Below are 26206 nucleotides of genomic sequence, written 5' to 3' on the forward strand. Positions count from 1 at the left end.
TTAAATTTCTATCAAATTGTGAAGCGTAGTTGTGTTCGAATGACTTTTAGGGGAATGATATGAGAAGAAGCGTTGTGCTCCTCAGTATGTTACTAATGTTTTTATCAGTTGCTTTAGTGTCTCCACTCTGTGCCGCCGATTCATTTTCTAAGGTTTCGGTTGCCGAGAAAAAGGTGCAATTAACAGCAACGGCCGGAATTGAGCAAATTCGGTATTTTACTTTAGATTCTCCTAAAAGACTTGTTGTCGATCTCTATGGCGTTTTGCCAGGACAGCATGATGAGAATCTTGAACTGAATAATGGTTTTAAGTTGCTCCGTGTCGGTCTTCTGGATAACAAAACCCGCTTTGTATTTGATGTGACGGGTGCAGTTTTCCCAACTTATAACGTGATGACAGACAGTAATCAGGTCACAGTCACTTGGGAACATTCTCAGGCTGCGGTTGCAGATGCACTTGCAGAACCTGCAACTGTAGGAAGTGCCAAGATCACTGCAATTGACTTCGCTTCTGAAGAGGGTCAATCGCGGGTGTATATTCACCTTCAGGGAACTTCAGATGTCTCTGACCTGGTTCAAGATGGCAATAAAATCGTTTTCGCATTCAAAAAGACGACATTGCCACGTTCTTTACGACGTGTCTTTGATACCTTGGCTTTCCCCAGTGCAATTCATTCGGTCACTCCATATTTAGTTGATGAGAGCGGCCAACCTGAGACTCGTTTTGTTGTCTTCTTGAAAGGTGATGTCCCTTATCGTCTCGACAAAAGTGCTTCAGGGTATACCTTCTCGGTTGATGATCAACGTTATGCTCAAGCAGCGATGGTCGTCACGGGGACTCTGCCTGTTTCTGCTGCAGGTAATGTTGTTACCTCACAACAACAATCAGCTGTTCTACCGGCAATGACTGATGTTTCATCTGGACCATCTCCTGCGCCTTTAGCTGTCCCGGTTATCGAGCAAGTCGGTTCTCAAGGGAAGAGGTATTCAGGAGAAAAAACTTCACTTGTTTTTGATAATGCAGAAGTTCGTGACATTCTGAGGCTTATTGCTGAAATCAGCGATCTGAATATTATTGCTTCCGATGAAGTTAAAGGGAATGTGACTCTTCGTTTGATTGACGTCCCCTGGGACCAATCACTCGAGCTAATCCTTGATGTTACCGGTCTCGGTATGGTTCAAGAAGGTAATGTTGTCCGTGTTCTGCCGATAGAAAAAATTCGTTCAATGCGTGAAGCAGAGTTAACAGCTGTTCGGTCTCAAGAAAAACTTGAGCCTGTTGTGACAGAGGTTGTCACGGTCAGCTATGCTGATTTAAAGAGTGTTTCTGGACCCGTCAGAGAGTTATTAAGTGACCGTGGAACGATTACAGATGATAGTCGCAACAAGCTTTTAATTATTACCGATGTCCCTCAGCGAATTAAAAAAGCAAAAGAATTGATAAAAATTTTGGATACACCAGAACGGCAAGTTATGATAGAGGCTCGCATTGTTGAAGTGAACTCTGAATATTCTAGATCATTAGGTGTCAATTGGGGGTTTTCATCGGACTTTGAAGATTCTAACCTCAATAGTATGGCATTATCTGCAGGCGGTGATTTTATTGTTGGTACCACTTTAGCTTCTGTTGGTGGTGTTGGTGCTGGTTTCACTTTCGGTGATTTTGGTCTCGATAGTACTGTTCTAGATTTAAGACTTTCAGCGCTGGAAGGTGCAAGTAAGGCTAAGGTTATTTCAACGCCACGTGTCACGACACTAAATGGTCAAGAAGCAACAATAAGTCAAGGGACAGAAGTTCCGTATCAGACAGTTGAAGATGGTGAAGTGAATATAGAGTTTAAAGAGGTTGTTTTAGAGCTGGCTGTTACTCCAGTTATAAACCCTGATGGTAGCGTTATTTTAACCATTGATGCAAAAAATGATTCTTTAGTTCCTGATGGTGAAGGTGCTCTTTATAAGAAGACTGCCAATACTAAGGTTTTGGTACAAGATGGTGAAACTACAGTATTAGGCGGAATATTTATTGAGAGTATAGGTGACGCAGATTCAGGAGTTCCTTTTTTAAAGAATATTCCTGTTCTTGGCTCGATCTTTAAAAGTACTTCAAAAACATCAACAAAAAATGAACTCTTGATTTTTGTCACACCCAGAATTATGCAAAATAACTAAGGCTATGAGTCAACATCCTGAAGGGGCAGGGAAACCTGCCCCTTTTTTTCTATGGGTAATCAATGTTGCATGAAATAAAAGTATCGCTCGCAGATCGAAGTTATCCATTATTTATAGGTTCTAATCATTTATCTAGTCTGGGATCAGAGCTTAAGAAAATAAACTTTCCCCCAAATATTGCGATTATTTCAAATCCGACCGTTGATGTGCTATATGGTCAAGCTGTTTTCGATTCACTTGTCTCCTCTGGTTATCATCCTGTGCGGTTTAATGTTGCTGATGGTGAAGAATATAAATCTCTACCAACTTTAGAATTGATCTATAATTTTCTTCTTGAAAATCATTTTGATCGTGGTTGTGGTCTGATTGCACTCGGCGGTGGTGTTGTTGGTGATATGGCTGGCTTTGCTGCGGCTACATTTCTGCGTGGTATCCCTTATGTCCAAATCCCGACAACGTTACTATCACAAGTAGATAGCTCTGTCGGTGGCAAAACTGCTGTTAACCACCCCTTAGGGAAGAATTTGATAGGGGCTTTTTATCAGCCTGAGCTGGTGTTGATTGATATTGACGTTTTAAAGACATTGGATCCAAGAGAGGTTTCTGCCGGTCTAGCTGAAGTTGTCAAGTATGGTGTTATTCATGATGCTGATTTCTTTAAATGGATGGAAGATAATGTTGATAAGCTAACTGGACGTGATCCAGAAGCTCTTATCTATGCCATTAAGAAATCATGTCAGATTAAATCTGATATCGTTGCTGTGGATGAAAGAGAAGGGTCTATTAGGGCTTTTTTGAACTTTGGTCATACCTTCGGTCATGCGATTGAAAATTTATCCGGATATGGACAATGGAAACATGGTGAAGCTGTTGCTGCTGGGATGGTTGTCGCCGCCAAGATTTCTGTTAAACAAGGTCTTTGCTCTCAAGAGCATGTTGATCGTATTCGCTCTCTCTTGCAGTCTCTTGGTCTTCCAACGGATCCCCCAGAATTTTCATTGGATGAATATATCGTGTCAATGCAAAGGGATAAAAAGGTTAAGCAGGGGCATCTTACTTTGGTTTTGAATCGTGGTATTGGTGAAGTTGTCTTACATAAGGTCGATGATATCGCGTCGGTTTTTTCGTCTATCCTTTAAGTTTGTACGGAGGACATATGACAGATCAAAATAAGCAGAGTTTGCTTCTTGGTAAAATTGCTGCTTACACAGAAATACTTGTGAAAGATTCAAATTCGACAATTTTTGTCTCTTTGGCCGAAACCTACCGAAAGATGGGGATGTTTGATGATGCTCGCCAGATCATCGCTAAAGGGTTAACCCTGCATCCGGAATTTAGTCCTGCATATATCGTGTTGGCTCGAACTCTTTGTCAACTTGAAGATTACAGTGGCTCTGTCCAGGCTTTTGAGCAGGCTCTTGATCTTGACGCTGAAAGTTTGGCAGCTTTAGTCGGGTATGCACGGGTCCGAATTTTACTAGGTGAAGAAGATGCTGCACGGGAATTGCTTCTCAGGGCGCGAAACTTAACTCCGGCTGACCCAATTATCAATAAATTATTGCTCTCTCTTCCCGACGTCACTGTGACTGATGAGGAAGATAATGTTGACGCAGTAGAGAGTCAAGATGATTCAGTTAGTGATTCCTCCACTCTTGTCTCTTCAACCCTGGCTGATTTATATTTAGCTCAAGGTCTCACCGAAAAGGCTCTTGATCTATACCAACGGTTATCTGTTCGTCATCCTGATGACCTGTCAGTCCGTCGAAAAATTAAAGAGTTAGAGAAAAAAATTGAAGAAGACCGCAGCTTTCTTGCGATCCAGGAGGATGTTCAGCCGCTCGCACCAAGTTCCGCGATCGACACGCCAGAGGTGCACGATGGTGCCGAAGAACAGGTTGCTGAACCTGAAATTAAAGAAGACGTGCTTCAGCAAGCGATAAAAACATTTGATCAATGGCTAGCCAATATCGAACGGAGAAGAGGGCATGTTTAAAAAGATTCTGGAAACGATAGTTGATAATTGTTCTGGCGGGGTTGGTGCCGTTTTGATGGGATATGACGGGATCAGCATTGATCAATATGTTATTGCAGAGAATCCCCTCGATTTGAATCTGGTGGGCATAGAATATTCTAATGTTATCAAAGAGGTAGCGAGTGCAGCTGAAATTTTGAACATTGGCGACTTACAGGAACTTTCGATCAAGACAGATCATTATTATGTGATTATTCATGCGTTAACCGATGATTATTTTGTCGCTTTGCTGGTCGACCGTTGTGGAAATTATGGTCAAGGACGCTATCTTCTTATGCGGGAATCTCACGCTTTGCGAGCTGGGTTGGAGTAGCGATATGCAGCTTATGGTGCTGAATGGACCCAATTTGAACTTATTGGGGAGCCGTGAGCCCCAAGTATATGGACATACAACCCTTGCGCAAATCATGCAGGCTTTAATTGATGAGGCTGCTCCGCTTGGTTACACTATCGTCCCTTATCAATCCAATCACGAAGGTGATTTGGTTGATAAGGTTCAATTAGCCAAACATGAAAAATACTCTGGTATTATCATCAACCCCGGGGGGTATACTCATACAAGCGTCGCTTTACGGGACGCTATCAGCGCAGTAGATCTCCCAACTGTTGAGGTTCATCTGTCAAACATCCATGCGCGGGAAGAATTTCGTCATTTTTCCTATATTGCCCCTGTAGCTCTGGGTCAGATTACTGGTTTTGGTGCTATGGGCTATAGCCTTGCGTTACGCGCGTTAACTGCATATCTCGATAACAGGATCTAATGTGTCTGGTTTTGATAATCGCTGTATTCGAGATATTTTTGCTTTAGAAAAGCTCGATGCCATCATAATTTTTGGTTTACCTAATATTCGCTATCTCTCTGGATTTACCGGGACCGATGGCGTTTTTTTTCTTGCCGCCAACAGGTCCGTTTTTTTTACCGATTCTCGCTACATCTCTCAGGCTGAAAAACAGGTCAAAGCTGACCAAATTAAGTGTTATCGGAATAAACTCAAAACTGTTGCCGATCAGCTTCTCTCAAGTGGTTGTAAGAGGGTAGGGATTGATGCTGAAGTCGTCAGTGTTGCTCTGTTCGAGGAGCTAAAGAGGTATGTGGGGGATTCTGTCCAATGGTGTCTACTTGGATCCCAGCTACAACCACTGCGTGGAGTTAAAACCGATGCTGAGATTGTTTCCCTTAAAAAGGCTGCATATTTAAACTCTCAGGCTTTTGCATCAGTTCTCCCTCTGTTTCGGCCCGGGGTTACAGAACTGGAGATTTCACAAGAGCTTGAATTTTCCTTAAAACGCCTTGGAGGCGAGGCTAACGCTTTTGATTTTATTGTTGCTTCGGGGATTCGAGGTGCATTGCCTCACGGTGTTGCGAGCGACAAAAGGCTGCAGGCCGGGGAACTTGTTACTATTGACTTTGGAACCAGAGTTAATGGCTATCACTCTGATGAGACGGTGACTCTTGCCATTGGCGAGGTCGATAGAAATCTTCGACAAATTTTTGATATTGTGTTAGAAGCACATGATTCAGCTCTCGAAGCGATCCGCCCAGGCATGCTAATCAGTGAATTAGATGCTGTCGCTCGAAATTATATTGCAAGTCAAGGATATGGTGATTATTTTGGGCACGCTTTGGGACACGGGGTGGGGTTGGAAATTCATGAGTTTCCTGCAGTTTCATCCCGTTCGGACCAACGTCTGCTTGCTGGAATGGTGATTACAATTGAACCAGGTATCTATATTTCAGGGACTGGTGGTGTTAGAATTGAGGATACTGTTGTCGTCACTGACTGTGGTTTTGAAAAATTGACCTTAATTCCTAAGCAATTTAAACAAATAAATGTATAAAAGTTTTTCTGGAGGACAATCATGGAACTGAAGGATCTAAAGAGTTTAATCAAATTAGTGACTGATACCGATATTACTGAATTCAATATGGAGAATCAGGAAGATAAAATTCATATAAAACGGGGTGCTGATAAGGAGTATATTCAGGTCACCGCTCCGGTTGCCCCTGTTACTGCCGCAACTCCAGCAGTGCAAACCGTTGCTGCTGCTACAAGTACTGATTCTCCTGCCGTTGATGATCGGTATGATTCTGTTTCTTCTCCAATGGTCGGGACCGTTTATCGCAAACCTTCACCCGATGCAGCTCCTTTTGTAGAAGTTGGAGATATCGTCGACGCTGGACAAACCTTGTGCCTCGTTGAAGCAATGAAACTCTTTAATGAAATCGAAGCTGAGTTTAAATGTAAGATTATCGAAATCGTTAAGGATGATGCGACCCCGGTTGAATTTGGTGAAACTCTTTTCCTTGTTGAGCGGTTGTAGGTATTTTTTAAGCTGGGACATAGATCGATGTGCGTGATGACAGAGATTGTTCCACAATTTAGAATTGCTCTTTTCAGGAGTTAAAAATGTTTCATAAAATCCTCATAGCTAACCGCGGTGAAATTGCCTTGCGGATTATCCGTGCTTGCAAAGAGATGGGTATAAAGTCAGTCGCAGTCCATTCAGATGTTGATCATGATGCCCTGCATGTAAGCCTTGCAGATGAGAGTATCTGTATCGGTCCCGCAGCTAGTGCTGATAGCTATCTCAACATGAAAGCGATCATTAGCGCTGCTGAAATTGCTGATGCGGATGCTATTCATCCCGGTTATGGTTTTCTTTCGGAAAACGCAGAATTTGCAGAAATATGTGAGCAATGCGGCATCACTTTTATTGGTCCTACTGCTGATAATATGCGGCGCATGGGCGATAAAATCAGCGCCCGGCAAACAGTGACTGCTGCTGGTGTGCCAATTTTACCTGGAACAAATCAGAGTATTGAGACGATTGAAGAAGCGCAGAAGATTGCAAATGATATAGGTTATCCCATCATTATTAAAGCTTCTGCCGGTGGTGGTGGGCGTGGAATGAAGATTGTCCATTCACCCGCTTCTTTGGCCAATTCCCTTGCAACTGCTCGCACCGAAGCACAGGCTGGTTTTGGTAAGGCCGATGTTTATATTGAGAAATTCTGTCAACATCCTCGCCACGTTGAAATTCAGATTCTTGGCGACAAACATGGCAACGTTATCCATTTAGGTGAGCGTGACTGTTCTATTCAAAGGCGTCATCAAAAATTGATTGAAGAGGCTCCTTGTCCGGTTCTAACACCTGAACTGCGGGAAAAAATGGGAGCCTGTGCTGTTGCTGCCGCCAAGGCGGTTAATTATGCGAGCGCAGGAACCGTTGAATATTTACTGGATAGTGATGGCAGTTTTTATTTCATGGAGATGAATACCAGAATTCAAGTTGAACATCCTGTGACTGAAATGGTCACTGGAGTTGATATTGTTAAAGAGCAGATCAATTCTGCGGCTGGATTACCACTGCGTTACAAACAGGAAGATATCAAGATCACTGGACATGCGATTGAGTGTCGGATTAATGCCGAAGATCCTGAAAAATTTACCCCGTTTCCTGGTAAAATTACGGGCTATCATACTCCCGGAGGGATGGGGATCCGTATTGAAAGTGCAATGTATGATCAATACACCGTATTGCCCAATTATGATTCCATGATCGGCAAACTGATTGTCCATGCGGAAACCCGCGAACAAGCAATACAGAAAATGGCGTGCGCTCTGGATGAATATATTATTCAAGGAATCAAGACAACGATCCCATTCCACCAGAAGATGATGGCCAATAAACAGTTTAATGATGGCAATTTTGACACAAACTTCTTAGAGCGGGTCAAGGTTTAGCCTAGCATTCCGCAACATGACTCATTCACAACAGACGAGATATTTCTCGTCTGTTGTTTTTTTAAGAGACTCTATTTATGGACCAAGCTCCTGAGCTTACATTGGGCTATATTGCTTACTTGAATTGTGTCCCTTTCTTTCACCACCTTAAAGATAATGGTTTTCATGGGCGCTTTATAACTGGGGTGCCCTCGGCTTTGAATCAGATGTTGCAACAGGGGCAACTCGATGTCAGTCCTTCATCTTCATTTGAGTATGCAAGAAACTGGGAGAAATATCTGCTTCTCCCCGGTCATTCCATTTCTTCTGTGGGGAAAGTCGAAAGCGTCCTCCTCTTTTCCTCTGTTGGTTTGAGGCAATTGTCGGGTCATACGATTGCAATCACCGGTGAATCTGCCACATCAATCAATCTTTTGAGGGTTATTCTGCGTGAGTTCTACCAACTTCATGATGTCGATGACAGGGTTCCCGAAGAGTCGATAGAGTTATTAATCGAAGCAGGTCAACCCGCATTGCTTATTGGCGATAGAGCGCTGCATTTAGCCTGTAACCTACCTCCAGGGGTCCAGGTTTTTGATCTCGGTGACATCTGGTATCGGCACACGGGTTTGCCATTTGTTTTTGCTCTCTGGATGATCGATCGAAACGCACTTGATCTGCATTCATCAGCATTGGCTGAACTCGGCGAGCAACTACTTCAGTCACGTCAGCAACTCATCGGCAATCCCTACTTACATGCCACTGTTATTGCAAAAAAAGTTGGCCTGAATACAGAGACTATCGTTGATTATTGGAATACAATTGATTATCGTCTTGAAAAAGAGCATTTGCGTGGGCTGCAGCTTTTCTTTCAATTATGTGAAAAATATCAACTTTTAGAAGGACAACCGGAACTAAACTTTCTTGACTAACCGCTCTGGATTGCATCTGTAATCAGAGCGCTGACAGTTAAAAACAGGAGCATATTGTCTATGATTAAAAGCATGACCGGTTATGGCCGTGGCCACGCTCAAATTGATGGTTTATCATTTTCTGTAGAAATTAAAGCAGTTAATCACCGTTATGGTGACGTTAATATTAAATCTCCCCGTTTGCTTTCACCCTTGGAAACTGAAATTAAAAAACAGGTTCTGGCGGTTTTGAAACGGGGCAAGATTGATGTTTTTATCAGCCAAGAGCATGCCGACCAGCTTGCTATCAATCCTGTCGTTGATAAGCAGGTTGCAAGCGCATATATGGAAGCTTTTAAGAGCCTGAAGGAATATAGCGGTTTGGCTGGTGATATCAGCCTTGAATTTTTGGCGGCTCAAAAGGATGTTTTGGTTTTAAAAGATTTGGAGTTTGATCAGGATACTCTGTGGAGCTGTCTGTCGCAGGCACTCCAGAGTGCTTTAACCGCGATTCAGGAAACGCGCCAAAAAGAGGGTCTTGCCACGCAGGTTGATATGGAGGAGCGATTATCTCTTTTGGCAGAATCAATTGTTGCGATCGAGAAGATAGCGGCACTGGTTCCCGTTGAATGGCAGAAGAAACTACAGGAACGGCTTGCTCGGCTTGAGGAAAATAGCGGTGACCCGCAACGCGTTGCTCAAGAAATTGCGATTTTTGCGGATCGTTGTGATATCAGCGAAGAAATTACCCGTTTCAATAGTCATCTGAGTCAGTTTCATGATCTGTTGAAGCAGCAGGACCCTGTCGGAAGACAGCTGGATTTTCTGGTTCAGGAATTAAACCGTGAAACCAACACCATGGGTTCAAAGTCTAATGATGCTAACCTGACCCGCCATGTTGTCGCAGTCAAGGCTGAGCTGGAAAAAATACGTGAACAGGTGCAGAACATTGAATAATAAAAATAGCAAGGAAGGGGTGTTGTTTGTCGTGTCAGCCCCTTCTGGAGCAGGAAAAACCTCTTTATGTCGGGAATTGATTGACAGTATCCCTGATTTACGTCAATCTATATCGTTTACAACTCGGAACATCCGCGATGGCGAGCAGGATGGTGTGGATTACTTCTTCACCCAAACCGACTCTTTTCAGCGAATGATTGCAGAGCAACTTCTGGCAGAATATGCTGAAGTCCACGGTAATTATTATGGGACATCGTTGGAAACTCTGAATACTGCTGAAGCAGAAGGCGTTGACCTCCTGCTAGATATTGATTGTCAGGGAGCAGCCCAGCTTAAGAAAAACTATCGCAGAGGGGTTTTTATATTTATATTACCACCTGACTTTGCTGAACTGAAGAAACGGCTGTATAATCGTGGAACAGATCATGAGGATGTTATTCAGCGCCGTTTAGAAAATGCTGAACAAGAACTATTGCAGGCCCCATGGTACGACTACCTGGTGATAAATGATGATTTCCAGTCAGCTAAAAAGAAGTTGATGGCTATTATTACCGCTGAGCGATGCCGTATGAGTCGAACAACATACCTCTTGAATAATTTTACCGTAAAAGGAGATAAATAGATGGCACGTGTAACTGTAGAAGATTGTCTTGATGTGATTCCAAACCGGTTTCTTCTGGCAATGGTGGCCGCAAAGAGGGCAAAGCAACTCTATAAGGGGGCCGAACCTTTGATCGAAAATAAGTCTGGTAATAAAAAGATCGTTGTCGCTCTACGTGAAATTGCTGCGCATAAGATTGAGTTTAAAATTCCCACAAAAAGACGTTAACTAACAGGCCCTCTCCGCTGCTGATTCGGTGGCGGAAGGGCGTTTGCTTGATCTGCCCGTCAGAGTGTAGGATCAAACATCCTGTTTCTTACGGACTCCTTTATGATCACAATTAATGATATCTATGAACAACTAAAAAGCTATTATCCGCAAGCGGATCAGGGGCTCCTGGTCAGCGCTTGTGAATTTTGTCAACGTGCTCACCATGGTCAGGTCTCTGATGATGGTCGTGACTCCCTACAACACTCCCTTGAAATTGCTTCTATCCTTATCCGCTTAAAAGTCGATGAAACCACCATCATTGTTGGGATTTTATACGATTCTCTGTCTTCTGGCCTGGTGACGAAAGAGGAATTGTTGTCCACCTTTGGACAAGCGGTTGTTTCTTTGATTGAAACCGGCACTAAAATCAGCAGTATTCCATATCGTCAAAGTAATCAACAGCACGTTGAGAACTTTCGTAAAATGTTTGTTTCCATGGCTCGTGATCTGCGCGTTATTCTTGTTTATTTGGCTGTTCGCTTGAATGATATGCGTAATATCAGGCACTTCAAGGGGTCGGAACAGTTGAGCCGTTCTCGGGAAACTCTGGAAATCTATGCCCCTTTGGCTAATCGATTGGGGATCAGTTGGATTAAAAGTGAACTTGAGGATTTATCGTTGCAGATCCTTGAACCCGAAGAATATGACGCTCTTTCTCGGCGGATCACTGCCCACAGGAAGGAACGGGGCGAATATGTCGCCAAGGTTCGGGAGCAAATTTGTGATCTGTTACATCAAAATGATTTACAGGGTGAGGTGACTGGCAGATTCAAACATTTTTATTCCGTCTATCGCAAGATGCAACGGACTGGTGTTGGCTTGGATCAGATCTATGACCTGACTGCGTTTCGGGTGTTGGTTGATTCCGTCCGGGAGTGTTATGAAGTTTTAGGGATGATTCACGCGACATGGAAACCGATACCAGGACGCTTCAAAGACTATATCGCTATGCCTAAAGCGAATATGTATCAATCATTGCACACAACCGTTATTGGCCCTTATGCTGAGCGGATGGAGGTGCAGATCCGTACTCGCGAAATGCATCGAATTGCTGAGGAGGGTGTCGCCGCGCACTGGAAGTATAAGGAAGGTGGCGCTATCCCGGTTACCGGACGAGATGACCAACGGTTTAATTGGCTCCGTCAAGTCCTTGAATGGCAGCGAGACGTGAGTACCGAGTGGAATGCCTCAGATACCACTTTTATCGATCTTTTCCCCGAAGAGGTTTATGTTTTTACGCCGAACGGTGAAGTTAAGGAATTGCCCCAAGGCTCCTGTCCGATCGATTTCGCCTATGCTGTGCATACAGATGTCGGGATGCAATGTGTTGGTGCCCGCATCAATGGTAAGCTGTGTCCGCTGAAAACTCAGCTCCAGAATGGCGATATCGTTGATGTCCTGACATCGGCACACCAGACACCAAGTAAAGATTGGTTGGCTTTTGTTAAAACCTCGAAAGCACGTAATAAAATCCGTCATTGGATTAAAGCAGAACAACGGGAGAAGAGTATTGAGATCGGGCGTGAGCTACTTGAAAAAGAGCTGCGTAAGCATAAGTACAGCTTGAAGAGAGCTTTGTCGCTGGATGGCTTTGCTCAAGCGGTGAACGAATTAGGCTTTAAGGCAGCTGAGGATATTTTTGCCTCAATTGGCTACGGTAAGCTGTCCCCTGGTCAGATTGTCTCTCATGTCCTGCCGAAAGAAGAGCAGATCAAACAACCTGTAAAAGCTGGTGCTCTCGGGAAGGTTTTAGAAAAGTTTGGACGTCACAAATCGCAAAGTGCCATTTTAATTGGTGGAATTGATAATGTGATGGTCAGGTTTGCAAATTGTTGTAACCCCCTTCCGGGAGAACCTGTTATTGGCTTCATCACTCGGGGACGAGGGTTGGCTGTGCATGCAAAGAATTGTCCTCAGGTTCTCGCAAGTGATCCAGAGCGTAGGATTGATGTTGAATGGGATATGCATCGCAAAACTACACGACCGGTCAAAATCCGAATCATTTGCTCCGATCAAAAAGGGATGCTTGTTGGGATTTCCGGTGCTATCGCCGATGCCGATGCAAATATTATTAGCGCCAGCGTCCATTCGCGTGGTGATAAAAAAGGGTCCAATTTGTTTGAAATTGATGTTGAAAATCTTGAGCATCTAAACCGCGTCATTCGTGAAATAAAGAAAGTAAAGGGGGTTCTTCGAGTTGAGAGAGTCAGGAATTAACCCTTTAAACAATAGCAAATAATTTAATTGTGGAGAGCATTATGAACTTAGTGAAAATTGATACAGCAAAAGCTCCAGCAGCAATCGGGCCTTATTCTCAAGCAATCAAGGCTGGAGGGTTTCTGTATTGTTCGGGGCAGATTCCTCTTATCCCGTCAACAGGTGATTTGATCTCTGGAGGCATTGAGGAGCAGACAAAGCAGTCACTGAATAACTTACAGAATGTTTTGATAGAGGCTGGAGTTGACTTTAATGCCGTCGTAAAGACGACGATTTATTTAACAGACCTCAGCGATTTTGCTACAGTCAATGAAATCTATGCTGATTATTGTGGTGAGGTTGCACCGGCAAGAGTCACTGTTCAGGTCGCGGCCCTTCCCAAAGGAGCTTTGATTGAAATAGATGCTATCGCCTGTGCTTAACACCTTTGCAATTGGGTACAATTGAAACGACAAAAAGGGATGGTCTTTGTGACCATCCCTTTTTGTTTTAAATTTTGGGTTAACCCTTAACTCAAACGACTTTCTGTACTTTCCCTGAACGGATACAGCGAGTACAAACCTTGATCGTTTTTACCGAGCCATTTTGCATGGCACGTACTTTTTGCAGGTTTGGATTCCACACAGTACGGGTTTTATTGTGTGCATGACTGACGTTGTTTCCAGTCACGGGCTTTTTGCCGCAGATTTCACATTGTTTAGACATTTCGTCATTCCTCCTGAAAGTTTCGAACGCGCATTACTAGCACATATTATTTATAGATGCAAATCTTTTCAGGTTATTTAGCAGGTAAATTGTCGTTGCTAAAAACCTTTATCCCGTTTTTTTTGAGTATCGCTGTCGTGATACCGATCCCCTCGACCTGTTTTTCATGTAAATAAATGCTCTCAGACCCGCAAGAAGGACTACGCTGTTGTAAAATTGCAAGTTTGCAATTTGTCATCTCCGCAATCTTCAGAGATTCACGGGCACCATGCAGAAAGGTGGCTGTGAGATCATCGTTATGTTCATTAATGAGCTTACCGTTACCAGCCAGGACAGAGGCACCATCACCGCAACTGAACCAGCATTTGGGCCGTGGCGTTGGAAGACCCGCCAATTGTTCCGGGCAAATCGGGATCGGGGTGTAGTGATGGCTCTCGATAAAATCAACCACGGCTTGGCAATAGTTGTCAGTCGCATCGTAGCGTGTGTTTAACCCCAGCAGACAACTGCTGACGAGGATTGGGCGCATGAATATAGCTCCTGTCACTTGTTTAGCGCAGGGTTGATGAGAGCGGAGGTGGCACAGCGACTCTTGTCAATGTAGACTCGTCTCCCTTCGATCCTGACACGACCTTCCGCAATCCATTGAATGGCTTGCGGATAGATTTGATGCTCCTGTTGCAGAATTCTGGCGGCAAGCGTCTCTTCACTATCATCAGGACAGATAGGCACGACGGCTTGAGCAATGATCGGGCCTGTGTCAACTCCGGAATCAACAAAGTGAACCGTGCACCCGGTAAATTTAGCCCCATATTCAATTGCCTTGCGCTGCACATGAAGCCCTGGAAATGAAGGGAGCAAAGCTGGATGAATATTGATAATTCTTTGTGGAAATGCATCCAGAAATATTTCTGAGATGATCCGCATAAAACCGGCCAAGACAATCAATTCAGCTCCGGCATCTTTTAACGTGGTCACGACCGTCTGGTCAAACTCTTCCCGGCTGGCAAAGACTCTGTGATCGATACAAGCCGTGTTGATACCGGCCCGTTGGGCACGTTGAAGTGCTCCTGCCTCTGGATTGTTGCTGAGAACCAGACAAATATGCGCGTCCAAAAGCCCTTTTTGGCTCAGGTCAATGATGGATTGCAGGTTCGTTCCACCGCCTGATGCAAGAATAGCTATACGGAGTTTTTTCTTTAATGTCATTGGTTTCTACACTTGTACGGGGTTAACTAAACAAGCTCAACAACCGGAGCGTCTGCTGGGGCAATTTCTCCAATTAGGCAAGCTTCCTCACCCAAGCCAGCAAGTCGACCAATAACATCATCAGCTTCAGCAGGAGAGACAATCAATGCCATGCCAATCCCATAGTTGAAGGTTCGGTACATCTCCTCTTCGGGGATATGACCACCTTCACGTATGAGTTCGAAAACGGCCGGTTTTTCCCAGCTGTCTCTTTTGATGATGGCCTTGCACTGTTGAGGTAGAACCCGAGGGATGTTTTCGAGCAGTCCACCACCAGTAATATGAGCGATCCCTTTAATGTTAAAATCACGAATCAGGTTGAGGATGCTTTTTACATAAATTTTGGTTGGCGTTAGCAACGCTTGTCCCAGAGTTTGATCCAGTCCGTCTGGTTGAGAGGCCATATCCAGTTGCATTTTTTCGATGAGAATTCTGCGAGCCAGAGAAAATCCGTTGGAATGGAGTCCACTCGATGAAATGCCGATGATGAGATCACCCTTGGTGATGGACGACCCATCAATGATCTTGTCGTTGTCAACAATACCAACCGAAAAACCCGCCAAGTCATATTCACCACCTGAGTACATCCCTGGCATTTCGGCGGTCTCCCCACCGAGAAGCGCACAGTTTGCCTGTTTGCAACCCTCGACAATCCCTTTGACAACTTCAACGGCTTTTTCTGGTGATAATTTTGCTGTCGCCAGGTAGTCAAGGAAGAACAATGGCTCAGCGCCCTGCACAATAATATCATTGACGCACATGGCAACCAGATCAATCCCGATGGAATCATGTTGATCCAGCATGAAAGCTAATTTTAACTTGGTCCCCACGCCATCAGTCGCAGCAACTAAGGTTGGACGCTTATATTTGTTGCTATTGAGGGAAAACAGTCCGCCAAAGCCACCAATGTCAGCAAGGACTTCGGGACGCGATGTCTGCTTTACCAAGGGTTTGATCAGGTTAACAAAATGGTTTCCAGCGTCAATATCAACACCAGCTTCTTTATAGGTGATGGGTTTGTTCTCGTCCAATTATAGACTCCTTGGTTGGTAAAAGAGCGGCATTAAAGCACTCAGGTCATGGCTTGTCAATGTCGGAGGGGATTGTTCCCTCGATTCGACTCAATATCTGATCTTTCACTGTATTGGTTGGCTTGAATATGCTAATTTCAGCAGCAAACAACCAAAGTGCTTAATTTTATCACAATTCTAGGCTGGCTGAACAAAAAATGGCAATTAAAAGTCATGTTATCAGGTTAATATCAGCGGCGGACCTTGATGCGGTTTTGCTGGTAGAGAAGGACTGTTATTCACACCCCTGGTCGCAGCGACAGTTTGAGCAGGAGTTGGAAAACCCCGTTGCCTCGATCCTCGTCTATGAGGTTGCTGGGGAGATTGCCGGTTTTATCTGTTACTGGCTCGTGGTTGATGAAATGCAGATACTCAATCTGGCAACTGCTTCAAATTATCGCCGTCAGGGATTTGCTTTGCTGTTACTGCAAGAGGCCTTGGCCCGCTGTGCGAAAGTTGGATTGGCTTCTGCTTGGTTGGAAGTCAGGTCCGGAAATGATAGCGCTATCGCGCTCTATCAGCGGTGTGGGTTTGAGCTCAATAGCATGCGGAAATCCTACTATCGTGACGGCGAAGATGCTCTCGTTATGGTTAAAACTTTTTAAATTTAAAAATCAGGAGATGGGCCAATGAACAACATCAAGACAATCGTCTTATCGAATCAGGAGATCTCTCCCGGTTACTTCCGCATGAAAATTTTAGCTCCGGGATACAATAAACTGGCCTCTCCGGGGCAATTTGTGATGTTTCGGGTTCAAAGGTCGTTACCGCCATTGTTGCGACGTCCTTTCGGGATTTTCAGGATGGGTTTTATGCCTGCAGATTGTGATAATATGCCCCCGAAAGAATTTATTGAGCTTATCTATAAAGTTGTGGGCAGCGGTACCGAAATTATGCAGGGACTGCATCAGGGTGATCCCGTTGAACTACTGGGACCTCTAGGTCAGGGGTTTGATCTCGGCGAACCGGACGAAGAAAAAATTCTTGTTGGCGGTGGTATTGGTCTTGTTCCGCTTTACATGTTGGCAGAAAAAATGGTCGATAACTCCAATGTCTCACTCTTGATGGGAGGGCGTACCCGGGATGATATTATTACCGTGACTGAATTTGAACGTTTGGGCGTTGGAACCTATGTCTCAACTGAGGATGGGAGTCTGGGTGAAGAGGGATTGGTTACGCGGGTGTTAGAGCGGAAGCTTGAAAAATCACCACATGCGACTGTTTTTGCTTGTGGCCCCATGCCGATGATTGCAGCGGTGCAAAAAATTTGTCTGCAATACGACACCCCATTGCAGGTCTCTCTTGAAGCTCTGATGGCTTGTGGTGTTGGTGCGTGCCTTGGATGTGTTGTTAAGGGGGCCGGGCATACCGATGTGGATCCGCATTATTTGTGTACTTGTACTCGCGGACCTGTTTTTAAGGCTGAAGAGCTTGATTGGGACAAGGATGAGATGACGGTGAGAACGAGTGGAGGCTGTCGATGATGTCAGATGATAAAATTATACAGCCGAGTTTGGCGGTAGAGATTGCAGGGCTGAAATTAAAAAACCCGGTGATGCCAGCATCTGGAACTTTTGGCTATGGTGAAGAGTATTCCCGTTATCTTGATTTGAACCAGCTTGGGGCGGTTGTGACCAAGGGGATGTCGCTGCATCCGAAAGCGGGGAATAATGTCCCCCGTATCTGCGAGACGGTCAGTGGTATGCTCAATGCTATTGGTTTGCAGAATGTTGGTGTTGACGCTTTTCTGGAAGAAAAGATGCCGTTTTTGCAACGCTATGATTGCCCGGTTATTGTTAATTTTTTTGGTAATACGCAAGATGAATATGGTGAGGTTGCGGCCCGCTTGGATGATGTTCCGGGTGTCGCCGCCTTGGAGATGAATATCTCTTGCCCCAATGTTAAACATGGAGGGATTATCTTCGGAACAGATCCCAAAGCCGCATTTGCTGCTATCTCTTTGGTTCGTAAACGAACGTCAAAGCCACTGATTGTCAAACTCACCCCTAACGTGACCGATATTCAAGTGACCGCAAGAGCGGCTGAAGATGCTGGGGCGGATGCCTTAAGTCTGATTAATACCCTCACGGGGATGGCCGTCGATGTTAAAACCCGCAAGCCACGACTGGCAAATGTGATCGGTGGTCTATCCGGTCCGGCTATCCGGCCGATTGCTGTCCGTTTGGTGCACCAGGTGGTTCAAGCCGTTCAGATCCCGGTGATCGGCATTGGCGGGATCTCTCGCGCAATGGACGCCTTGGAATTTTTGATCGTCGGGGCGAAAGCTGTTCAGGTTGGCACGGCTAATTTTGTTGATCCCAATGCCATGGCTACGATAATTCGCGGGCTGGAAGAGTTTTGCCGGGATGAGGGAGTCGCCGACATTAATGATTTGATTGGGTCGCTGGAACTCTAGTTTTGTGGCTTTAATCGCCTTACCCTGTTTTCTGTGAGTTTCTGTTTATATGGATGTAATTGCTACCCACGTAAATGCTGATTTTGATGCCTTGGGATCCATGATCGCGGCCAAGAGACTTTATCCGGACGCCGTTCTGGTTTTTCCTGGAGGGCAGGAGCGTGGGCTGCGCGATTTCTTGCTGCACAGTACTCTCTATGCCTACGGGATGAAAAAGATCAGTGATATTGAACTCTCGGAGGTCACCAGGTTGATCCTGGTTGATGTGCGCAGCGCGGCGCGGATTGGCAAATTTGCGGATATTGTCCATAATCCTAATCTTGAAATCCATATTTACGACCACCATCCGCTTGATGAACATACCATCCGCGGTCAGTTGGAATTTATCCAGGAGGTTGGCGCGACAACAACGATCATAACCCAGCTTTTCATAAAACGGGGGATCGTCCCAACAGCCGATGAAGCAACGATGATGATGCTTGGATTATATGAGGATACCGGTCATCTACTTTTTTCTGGAACCACTCCCGAGGATTTTCAATCCGCCGCATTTTTGCTCCGCAATGGTGCTAATCTGAATACCGTAGCTGACTTTCTGGTCCGGGAGATGACGTCTGAACAGGTCGATCTGCTCAGTGAATTGTTGAAGTCCTGCGAAAAAATCGTTGTCAATGGTGTCGAAATTACGCTAGCTACGGCGACGGTCAATGACTATGTCGGTGATATCTCCAGTCTGGTACATAAGCTTCAAGATATTGAAAACCTTAACGTCTTGATTGTTGCCGTGCGTATGGAAGATCAGATTTTCATGGTGGGACGTTCTCGTGTGCCTGAAATGCATGTTGGCGAGTTGTTTCAGGAATTTGGCGGCGGGGGGCATGCTTTTGCCGCATCGGCCACCGTCCGCGATATGCCGCTGGCGCAGTTACTTGATCGGATGGAGCGATTGATCCGGCAACATGTGCGCTCCCATTTTCAGGCCAGCGATCTGATGTCGTCACCGGTCAAAGTTCTCACTAGCAACTCTACGGTAGGGGCCGCTCGGGAGTTGATGACGCGGTTCAGCTTTAACGCGATTCCCATTGTAGATGACCTGCAACATGTGGTCGGCATTATAACCCGTCAGGTGGTAGAAAAAGCAGCCCACCACAAACTCTTGAAGATGAACGTCAGTGAAATGATGAATACCGATTTTCAGGTGGTACCATCAACTGCTTCGTTGCTTGAGTTACAGCAGGGGATTATGGAACACAATCAACGCTGTGTCCCTGTTGTTGATTCAGGAACTCTCGTCGGGGTCATCACTCGCACCGACTTGCTCCGTTATATGTTGGGAGATCGGCAGCTTTCTACAGCAGCAACTAAAGATTTACCCGGGCGCAGTGGGATGCAATTGAAACGGAAAAATCTGCGACAGTTAATCTCCACCCATCTGCCTGGGTCGGTTAAGGAAATTCTCGCCGAATTCGGAGCGGTTGCCGATCAACTTGGAATGCAGGCTTACCTCGTCGGTGGATTTGTCCGCGATCTATTGCTGCGTCAGCAAAATCTTGATGTTGATATTGTGGTTGAAGGTGATGGGATTGCTTTTGCGGAGGCATTTGCAAAAACCACTACGTGCCGGGTGCGGACACACGAAAAATTTGGCACCGCTGTTATCGTCTTCCCCGATGGATTCAAGATTGATATCGCTTCTGCCCGCCTTGAGTATTATGACAAGCCTGCAGCTTTGCCGCAGGTCGAGCATGCATCAATTCGCCACGATCTCTATCGTCGAGATTTTACCATTAACACGTTGACGATTTCTTTAAACCCAGACCATTTCGGACAGATGCTTGATTTCTTTGGTGGCCAACGTGATCTGAAGGATAAGGCTATCCGGGTATTGCACAACCTCAGCTTTATTGAGGATCCGACCCGTTTATTCAGAGCTGTCCGTTTTGAACAACGGCTAGGTTTTAAAATCGGTAAGCAGACCGAACGTCTGATGCGCAGTGCGGTGCAGCTAAGGTCAGTCAAGCAAATTTCCGGGTTGAGAATTTTACATGAGCTTAAACAAATCCTTGATGAGTCGCGGGTTGTTGCTGCCTTGGGGCGTCTGGATCAGTTTGATCTGTTAACGTTTATCGATGCTAAATTGCACTTCGACCAGAGTACCGCCAGCTTGTTTGTTGCGGCCGAACGCGCTAGCAGTTGGTTTGATCTGTTATATACTGGTGAAGCCTATCGGCGCTGGTTGTTATATCTTTTTTGTCTTTTTGATAACCTGTCTAACAAGGGGGCGGCTAAGGTCAGTCGATGGCTTGGCATGTCACCAGCAGATCATACTTTAGTCCTGGAACAGTTACCGAAAGCAAAAATGTTACTCAAGCGGCTCAGACATCGGTCGAGCAAGTTGCCTCATCCGCAAAACAGTGAAATCTATTTTTGGTTTGATGGCCTGGCAATCGAGATCATTCTTTATTTGATGGCCTGTAGTGATCAGGAAAATTTACGCCGCTGGCTATCATTGTATACGACCGAATTACGTAAAGAAAAAATAATATTGAATGGGGATGATCTTATCACTCTGGGTTTTAAGCCCGGACGCTCTTTTCAGGAGATTTTCATTGCTTTGCTGAAGGCCCGTTTAAATCAAGAAATACAGACGCGGGACGACGAGATTGGATTTGTAAAAGCAAACTTTCAAGTATAATTATAGTGCCTTTGGTTGACCCCTATAGACATGTCGAATAGGATGTCTTGTTTGTTTTAGTTTTTCTCTTTTGTGTCTGGACTTGTTGAGAGAATCCTGTTGTTTTGGATCTCAATCGGTTCAGCTACTATGTTGGAAGCTCACACATAATGGAAGTAATCATTTCCAAAATCGCAATCATGCTTGTCCCTGCTCTGTTAGCCATTATTCTGCATGAGGTTGCGCATGGTTACATGGCCGAACGGTTTGGTGACCCAACCGCCCGGTTGTTGGGACGTTTGACCTTAAATCCGTTTAAGCATCTTGATCCTATCGGTTCCATTGCCATCTTTATCTTCGGATTTGGCTGGGCGCGACCTGTCCCCGTCAACCCGGGGAATTTCCGCCGACCGCGTCGTGATATGATTTGGGTTGCGTTGGCGGGACCGGCAACAAACCTGTCCTTAGCCGTTTTTTCTGCGTTATTGCTGCGTGGACTCAGTCTGATTGACCAGACCTCATTTGGTGGCTGGTCAAGTTACACCCACTTTGTTGCCCCGGTCAAAATGATGGCAGGGTTCAGTCTCTATATTAATGTCCTTCTGGGGTTGTTTAATCTGATTCCTATACCCCCTTTGGACGGCGGAAGGATCCTTACCGGAATCCTCCCGGAACGCTATGCGAGCTTGATCGGTAAGCTAGAGCCGTTTGGGTTTGTGTTGATTTTACTCGTGGTTTTCTTTACTGATATCTGGTCGCTTATTCTCGGTCCCGTTATTAACACATTAGTTTTGTTTATGGCTGGTGATGAATTCCGCATGGTAGAGAAGGCCATGCATTTTCTGTTTAGTCGTTGATATCATCATGGCGATAGAAATCCAGCTAGAAAATTTTTCTGGTCCACTTGATCTCTTACTGCATTTGATTAAAAGTCATGAGATGGATATTTACGATATCCGTATTGTTGAAATCACCGAACAATATTTGTCCGTTATAGAACAAATGCAATATCTCGATCTTGACGTCGCCGGGGAGTTCCTCCTTATGGCGGCGTCACTGATTCATATAAAATCAAGAATGTTGTTGCCTGTTAGCGATGAAGTTGGTGAAGAGGAAGAAGATCCCCGTGCTGAATTGGTTAAACGGCTTTTAGAGTATCAACGCTACAAAGATGCAGCAGAGGTATTTCAAGAACTCCCGCAGTTAAATCGGGATATCTTTACCGGACAGTTTCATTCTTCTGATGTGCTCATTGACGAAAGTGAAGAAGATGACGTTGTGGTGGGTCTTTATCAGCTGGCAGAAGCTTTTTACCAGTTGTTAAAAGAGAAACCACCTGAAGTCTTTCATGAAGTTATTCGTGAATCTCTTTCTGTTGCTGATTACATCGAGCGCATCGCTGAAAAATTGTTGGAGTATAAACGGCTTAGCTTCAGGGAGATTTTTTCTAAAAAACACACTCGGAGCGAATTGATCGTCACCTTCATTGCCACCTTGGAGATGGTGAAAATGCATGTTTTGAACATTGAGCAAGTGGAAGATTTTAGCGAAATATGGTTGGTGTTAGTGGTTTCACCTGAACAATTATCAAAACTGACCCCGCAAAAGGATTTGCTCAGTTATGGATAATTTGCGAAGACTGGTTGAAGCCCTTATTTTTGCTGCTGATGCTCCCTTATCTGTTGACCGGTTGAGCGTCATTTTGGAACAACCAAAATCGGTTTTACGACCGATTATCGTCGAACTGCAACAACACTACACCTCTGCTGCTCATGGCTTTTATCTTGCCGAGGTTGCAGGGGGCTATCAGTTTCGAACCTGTGCTGAATTTGCGCCATCGCTGCGCAAATTGAACCGATCGCGTGCTTCCCGTTTTTCCCGGGCGGCACTTGAAACATTGGCGATTGTTGCTTATCGGCAACCTGCAACCCGTGCTGAAATTGAATATCTGCGCGGGGTTGATTCTGGCGGTGTGATGAAGACCCTCCTGGATAAAAATCTGCTGCGTATTCTCGGTAAGAAAGATATCCCCGGACGACCACTGATCTACGGGACCAGTCGACAATTCCTTGAACTTTTTGGTCTGCGTGATTTAAATGATCTGCCGACATTAAAAGAGTTTTCTGCCTTAGCTCCAGAATTGGCTGAGGCATATCCTTTAAACCCTGACCCGGTAGATTGATTTTATGGCTGAAAGATTACAAAAATTAATAGCTAAGGCAGGTCTGGCATCGCGCAGACAGGCAGAGAAGTGGATTGAGGAAGGCAGAGTTAGCGTCAATGGCCATCCGGCTAAATTAGGTGACCGTGCAGACTTGAGTCATGATCAAGTTCAAGTTGATGGCAAAGATTTAGCCAAGGCGGAGGCGAAATTGACGATCTTGCTTAATAAGCCCCGTGGCTATGTCTCTACCCTTAAAGATCCTGAAGGGCGCCGGTTGGTCACAGATCTTCTCACTGATGTCCCGACCCGTCTTTTTCCTGTTGGTCGGCTTGATTACAACACGGAAGGTTTATTGTTATTGACCAACGATGGGGATCTTGCTTACCGGATCAGTCATCCCAGTCACAATGTTGATAAGACATATTTAGTGAAAGTTCGTGGACTCTTGTCGGCAAAAATGGTGCAGCGGTTAGAGCAGGGGATTCACCTTGATGAAGGGGTGACGGCGCCGGCAAAGGTTGATAATATCCGCTCGGTTGGTTCTGGTTGCTGGTTTGAACTGACCATTCATGAGGGTCGCAATCGACAAGTCAGACGGATGTGCGAAGTGCTGGGATTAACCGTTGTCAGGCTCAAGAGGATTCGTTTGGATTCGCTTGATTTAGTGGGTGTTTCGACCGGACGTTACAGGGTCTTGTCTGCTGATGAAGTCCGAAAGTTGGAGAAAACTTAAATAAACTATTATTCATTATTGTTCTTTGTTTTTAATGTGTGTTACTCTGTCTTGAGACAATTCTAATAAACTTATTGTTTATTCATAAGTCAGTGTCATTACTTGACACTTAATTGATATTTCGCGTATCTTTCAATACGAAATCTATGTAAATTAGTCAGCTTTAGGGGGCTTTTTTGGCAACGAACAAAGACAAACTGCTTGAGTCGGCGCAGAAAAATTTGAAAAAAAAGCAGGTAGCAAAGGCGATCAAGGATTACGCCAAGATTGTTGAGCTGGATCCTGCCGATGTCCGTTCAAGGCAAAAACTTGCTGAATTGTACGTACGAACGAACAAAAATACGGAAGCTTATGAACAATATGAGTCGATCGCTAAATATTTTTCCAGTAATGGCTTTTATCTGAAAGCGATTGCAATCTATAAACAGATGCAACGGCTTGATCCAAGTCAGGTGGCTTTATTTAATCGTCTTGCAGAGCTAAATGAAAAACAGGGTTTACTTGGTAATGCCATGACCGAGTATCGCAACCTGGTCGACCATTACGGTCGCAATGGGATGATTGCGGATGAGATAAAAACTCTGGAGAAGATGCGTGATCTCGATCTGAACAACCTCAACGTTCGGGTTAAGCTTGCAGAAGTTTATGCCAATAACGATCGCAAGGATGAAGGTTATTCCGAGCTTGACTCCGTTCTGGAGATTTTGAGTGAAAGAGGTGACTTCGACAAGATCCTCAAACTCTATAAGATGTTCCTCCCCCTTTATCCAAAAAATAACAAACTCCAGATGGGGCTTGCCCTGGCTTTTTATGAAAAGGGCGATTATGGCCGCGGGGTGCAGATTCTCGAGAATTTGTTAAAGGAGAAACCCAGCGATCCTGATTTACTTCGTTTGCTGGGGCGTGGTTATTCTGACCTTAAAAAGTGGGCTAAATCCTGTGAGATTTATCAACAACTCTTGAGTATGGATCCCACCGATCTCGACACCAGAGAATCGCTGATTCAATGTGAAATTGATCGCAAACATTTTGATATTGCCCTGACTGAACTTGAAGATTGGAAGGACACCTTCTTCAAAGCTGACCGCTTAGATCGTCTCAAAGACTTCTATGAAATTTTAAAAGGAGAACTGGCTGACAATAGAGTTGTCTTGCAGACTTTGGATTCAATCTACGAATTGACCGGAGAGGGAGATAAGCTCTTAGATATTATATCTGAACAACCGGATGAGCCTGAAGAGATGATCATTGAAGAGACCCTTTCTGATTCCTTGCTGGGATCAGCAGAGGAAGATATCTCCCTTACTGATGATGTCTTCGAGCTCTCTGCGGAGACGGATGATCTAACCTTTGATATTGTCGAAGATGAAGCTGTCGATCTGCAGTTGGAATCTGCTCTGGACAGTAGTTTCACCGGAGAAGTTGCTGACTCTGATGCGGTCATCGAGCTGAATATTGATGACAACATCGATCTCAACCAACCGCAGAATGACGATGTTGACTTTTCTTTTGATATGGCCGAAGAAGAATCAGAAACATCGACACCAGTCGTTGAGCATAATCTGCAAGCGGACCTGGAGGAGGCAGAATTCTATCTCCAACAGGGGTTGTATGTTGAGGCAGAAAAACTGTGCCAGGCTATTCTCAAGTATGAGCCTGAATCAGCTGAATGTCGGCAGAAACTTGAAGAGATTGAAGGATTGCTCCACCGTGAGCAAGAGCCGTCAAGTGGGGAGCCGGTCGCAGCGGCGACAGATCTCGGGGCGGAGAGTTTTTCTGATATTGACTTTAACGCGGGGTTGGATAGTCTGATCCCGGATGAAGCGACTGAGAAAAAGATCTTTAAGACCGATGTTGATGAGCAAATTGCTGCCGACGATCTCGAATCCCATTATAACCTTGGCATTGCTTATCGGGAAATGGGTTTGCTTGATGATGCTATCAGTGAGTTTGAAAAGGCAGGGATCGAACCTTCCCGTTATGTCGACTGTCAAACCTTGAAGGGGTTGAGTTATTCGGATAAGGGTGACTATGAAAACGCAGAACTCATGTTTCAACAGGCGCTTGATTTCGCCCATCTTGAGGCGATTCAGAAGCTCAACCTTGGATATGAGCTCGGTTTGCTTTATGAGCGGGCAGAGCGGTCGAATGATGCTTTAATCAGCTATAAGAATGTTTTTTCACAGGATAGTAACTATCGTGATGTCCGGGATAAAATTTCTATTTTGAAAAAAACTCTTGGCATTACCGATGATGATTCCAGTGATGGGCCGAGCGGGGGTAATGAGCGAATCTCTTTCCTTTAATAACACGTT

General features: G+C 44.9%; 27 protein-coding genes. 23 read left to right on the forward strand and 4 right to left on the reverse strand.

Features of this window, described 5'->3' with window-relative positions:
* The first annotated feature begins 59 nt into the window (after positions 1-59).
* The 14 genes from BLU87_RS13620 (at position 60) to BLU87_RS13685 (ending at position 13303) form a co-directional block, all read left to right on the forward strand.
* A complete protein-coding gene (locus BLU87_RS13620; RefSeq protein WP_092349741.1) occupies positions 60-2168 on the forward strand; it encodes a type IV pilus secretin PilQ in 2109 nt (702 codons plus the stop codon).
* Between the two features lie 62 nt (positions 2169-2230).
* Positions 2231-3307: a 3-dehydroquinate synthase gene (gene aroB / locus BLU87_RS13625; protein WP_217637521.1), complete on the forward strand. Its 1077-nt coding sequence runs from the start codon at positions 2231-2233 to the stop codon at positions 3305-3307.
* A 17-nt stretch (positions 3308-3324) separates the two neighbouring features.
* Positions 3325-4161 carry a tetratricopeptide repeat protein gene (locus BLU87_RS13630; protein WP_092349744.1) on the forward strand — a complete coding sequence of 279 codons (837 nt, stop codon included), beginning with the start codon at positions 3325-3327 and terminating at the stop codon, positions 4159-4161.
* On the forward strand, positions 4154-4513 hold the full coding sequence (locus BLU87_RS13635; protein ID WP_092349747.1) for a roadblock/LC7 domain-containing protein: 360 nt from the start codon (positions 4154-4156) through the stop codon (positions 4511-4513). Before BLU87_RS13630 ends, BLU87_RS13635 begins: the two co-directional genes overlap by 8 nt.
* A 4-nt stretch (positions 4514-4517) precedes the next feature.
* Entirely contained in the window at positions 4518-4961 is a 444-nt protein-coding gene (gene aroQ / locus BLU87_RS13640) for a type II 3-dehydroquinate dehydratase (protein ID WP_092349751.1), read from the forward strand.
* Between the two features lies 1 nt (position 4962).
* Positions 4963-6039, forward strand: coding sequence for a M24 family metallopeptidase (locus BLU87_RS13645; RefSeq protein WP_245706551.1), 1077 nt, complete (start codon positions 4963-4965; stop codon positions 6037-6039).
* Positions 6040-6060: 21 nt separating this feature from the next.
* Positions 6061-6522: an acetyl-CoA carboxylase biotin carboxyl carrier protein gene (accB, locus tag BLU87_RS13650; protein ID WP_092349754.1), complete on the forward strand. Its 462-nt coding sequence runs from the start codon at positions 6061-6063 to the stop codon at positions 6520-6522.
* Between the two features lie 86 nt (positions 6523-6608).
* Positions 6609-7946, forward strand: coding sequence for an acetyl-CoA carboxylase biotin carboxylase subunit (gene accC / locus BLU87_RS13655; protein ID WP_092349757.1), 1338 nt, complete (start codon positions 6609-6611; stop codon positions 7944-7946).
* Positions 7947-8023: 77 nt separating this feature from the next.
* Positions 8024-8857: a menaquinone biosynthetic enzyme MqnA/MqnD family protein gene (locus tag BLU87_RS13660; RefSeq protein ID WP_092349760.1), complete on the forward strand. Its 834-nt coding sequence runs from the start codon at positions 8024-8026 to the stop codon at positions 8855-8857.
* Between the two features lie 60 nt (positions 8858-8917).
* Positions 8918-9793 (forward strand): YicC/YloC family endoribonuclease, encoded by an 876-nt coding sequence (locus BLU87_RS13665; RefSeq protein WP_092349763.1) that lies wholly within the window; start codon positions 8918-8920, stop codon positions 9791-9793.
* A complete protein-coding gene (gmk, locus tag BLU87_RS13670; protein ID WP_245706560.1) occupies positions 9786-10415 on the forward strand; it encodes a guanylate kinase in 630 nt (209 codons plus the stop codon). Before BLU87_RS13665 ends, gmk begins: the two co-directional genes overlap by 8 nt.
* Positions 10416-10622 (forward strand): DNA-directed RNA polymerase subunit omega, encoded by a 207-nt coding sequence (gene rpoZ / locus BLU87_RS13675; protein WP_092349769.1) that lies wholly within the window; start codon positions 10416-10418, stop codon positions 10620-10622.
* Positions 10623-10724: 102 nt separating this feature from the next.
* Complete coding sequence (locus BLU87_RS13680) at positions 10725-12881, forward strand: RelA/SpoT family protein (protein ID WP_092349772.1); 2157 nt, start codon at positions 10725-10727, stop codon at positions 12879-12881.
* Positions 12882-12922: 41 nt separating this feature from the next.
* Positions 12923-13303 carry a RidA family protein gene (locus BLU87_RS13685; RefSeq protein WP_175498403.1) on the forward strand — a complete coding sequence of 127 codons (381 nt, stop codon included), beginning with the start codon at positions 12923-12925 and terminating at the stop codon, positions 13301-13303.
* A 91-nt stretch (positions 13304-13394) separates the two neighbouring features.
* Here the strand turns inward: BLU87_RS13685 and rpmB are convergent, their stop codons facing one another.
* The 4 genes from rpmB to purM all read right to left on the reverse strand — a co-directional run bounded on the left by rpmB (position 13395) and on the right by purM (position 15865).
* Positions 13395-13586 carry a 50S ribosomal protein L28 gene (gene rpmB, locus BLU87_RS13690; protein ID WP_092349775.1) on the reverse strand — a complete coding sequence of 64 codons (192 nt, stop codon included), beginning with the start codon at positions 13584-13586 and terminating at the stop codon, positions 13395-13397.
* 73 nt (positions 13587-13659) lie between these two features.
* Positions 13660-14115 carry a 2-thiouracil desulfurase family protein gene (locus tag BLU87_RS13695; protein WP_092349778.1) on the reverse strand — a complete coding sequence of 152 codons (456 nt, stop codon included), beginning with the start codon at positions 14113-14115 and terminating at the stop codon, positions 13660-13662.
* A gap of 14 nt (positions 14116-14129) precedes the next feature.
* Positions 14130-14795: a phosphoribosylglycinamide formyltransferase gene (gene purN / locus BLU87_RS13700; RefSeq protein ID WP_092349782.1), complete on the reverse strand. Its 666-nt coding sequence runs from the start codon at positions 14793-14795 to the stop codon at positions 14130-14132.
* Between the two features lie 26 nt (positions 14796-14821).
* Entirely contained in the window at positions 14822-15865 is a 1044-nt protein-coding gene (gene purM, locus BLU87_RS13705) for a phosphoribosylformylglycinamidine cyclo-ligase (protein WP_092349785.1), read from the reverse strand.
* Positions 15866-16062: 197 nt separating this feature from the next.
* On the opposite strand from purM, the gene rimI reads away from it, so the two are divergent.
* From rimI to BLU87_RS13750, 9 genes are all read left to right on the forward strand, one after another.
* Positions 16063-16509, forward strand: coding sequence for a ribosomal protein S18-alanine N-acetyltransferase (gene rimI, locus BLU87_RS13710; protein WP_092349788.1), 447 nt, complete (start codon positions 16063-16065; stop codon positions 16507-16509).
* 24 nt (positions 16510-16533) lie between these two features.
* Positions 16534-17388, forward strand: coding sequence for a dihydroorotate dehydrogenase electron transfer subunit (locus BLU87_RS13715; RefSeq protein ID WP_092349790.1), 855 nt, complete (start codon positions 16534-16536; stop codon positions 17386-17388).
* A gap of 14 nt (positions 17389-17402) precedes the next feature.
* Entirely contained in the window at positions 17403-18320 is a 918-nt protein-coding gene (locus BLU87_RS13720; RefSeq protein ID WP_092350037.1) for a dihydroorotate dehydrogenase, read from the forward strand.
* Between the two features lie 49 nt (positions 18321-18369).
* Entirely contained in the window at positions 18370-21015 is a 2646-nt protein-coding gene (locus BLU87_RS13725) for a CBS domain-containing protein (protein WP_092349793.1), read from the forward strand.
* 149 nt (positions 21016-21164) lie between these two features.
* Positions 21165-21851 (forward strand): site-2 protease family protein, encoded by a 687-nt coding sequence (locus BLU87_RS13730; RefSeq protein WP_092349796.1) that lies wholly within the window; start codon positions 21165-21167, stop codon positions 21849-21851.
* A 7-nt stretch (positions 21852-21858) separates the two neighbouring features.
* Positions 21859-22623, forward strand: coding sequence for a segregation and condensation protein A (locus tag BLU87_RS13735; protein WP_092349799.1), 765 nt, complete (start codon positions 21859-21861; stop codon positions 22621-22623).
* Positions 22616-23176, forward strand: coding sequence for an SMC-Scp complex subunit ScpB (gene scpB, locus BLU87_RS13740; RefSeq protein WP_092349802.1), 561 nt, complete (start codon positions 22616-22618; stop codon positions 23174-23176). Before BLU87_RS13735 ends, scpB begins: the two co-directional genes overlap by 8 nt.
* A 4-nt stretch (positions 23177-23180) precedes the next feature.
* Positions 23181-23891 carry a pseudouridine synthase gene (locus tag BLU87_RS13745; RefSeq protein WP_092349805.1) on the forward strand — a complete coding sequence of 237 codons (711 nt, stop codon included), beginning with the start codon at positions 23181-23183 and terminating at the stop codon, positions 23889-23891.
* Between the two features lie 176 nt (positions 23892-24067).
* Entirely contained in the window at positions 24068-26197 is a 2130-nt protein-coding gene (locus BLU87_RS13750; protein ID WP_092349808.1) for a tetratricopeptide repeat protein, read from the forward strand.
* Positions 26198-26206 lie beyond the last annotated feature (9 nt).

The organism is Desulfuromusa kysingii (genome assembly GCF_900107645.1).
GTDB classification, from domain to species: domain Bacteria; phylum Desulfobacterota; class Desulfuromonadia; order Desulfuromonadales; family Geopsychrobacteraceae; genus Desulfuromusa; species Desulfuromusa kysingii.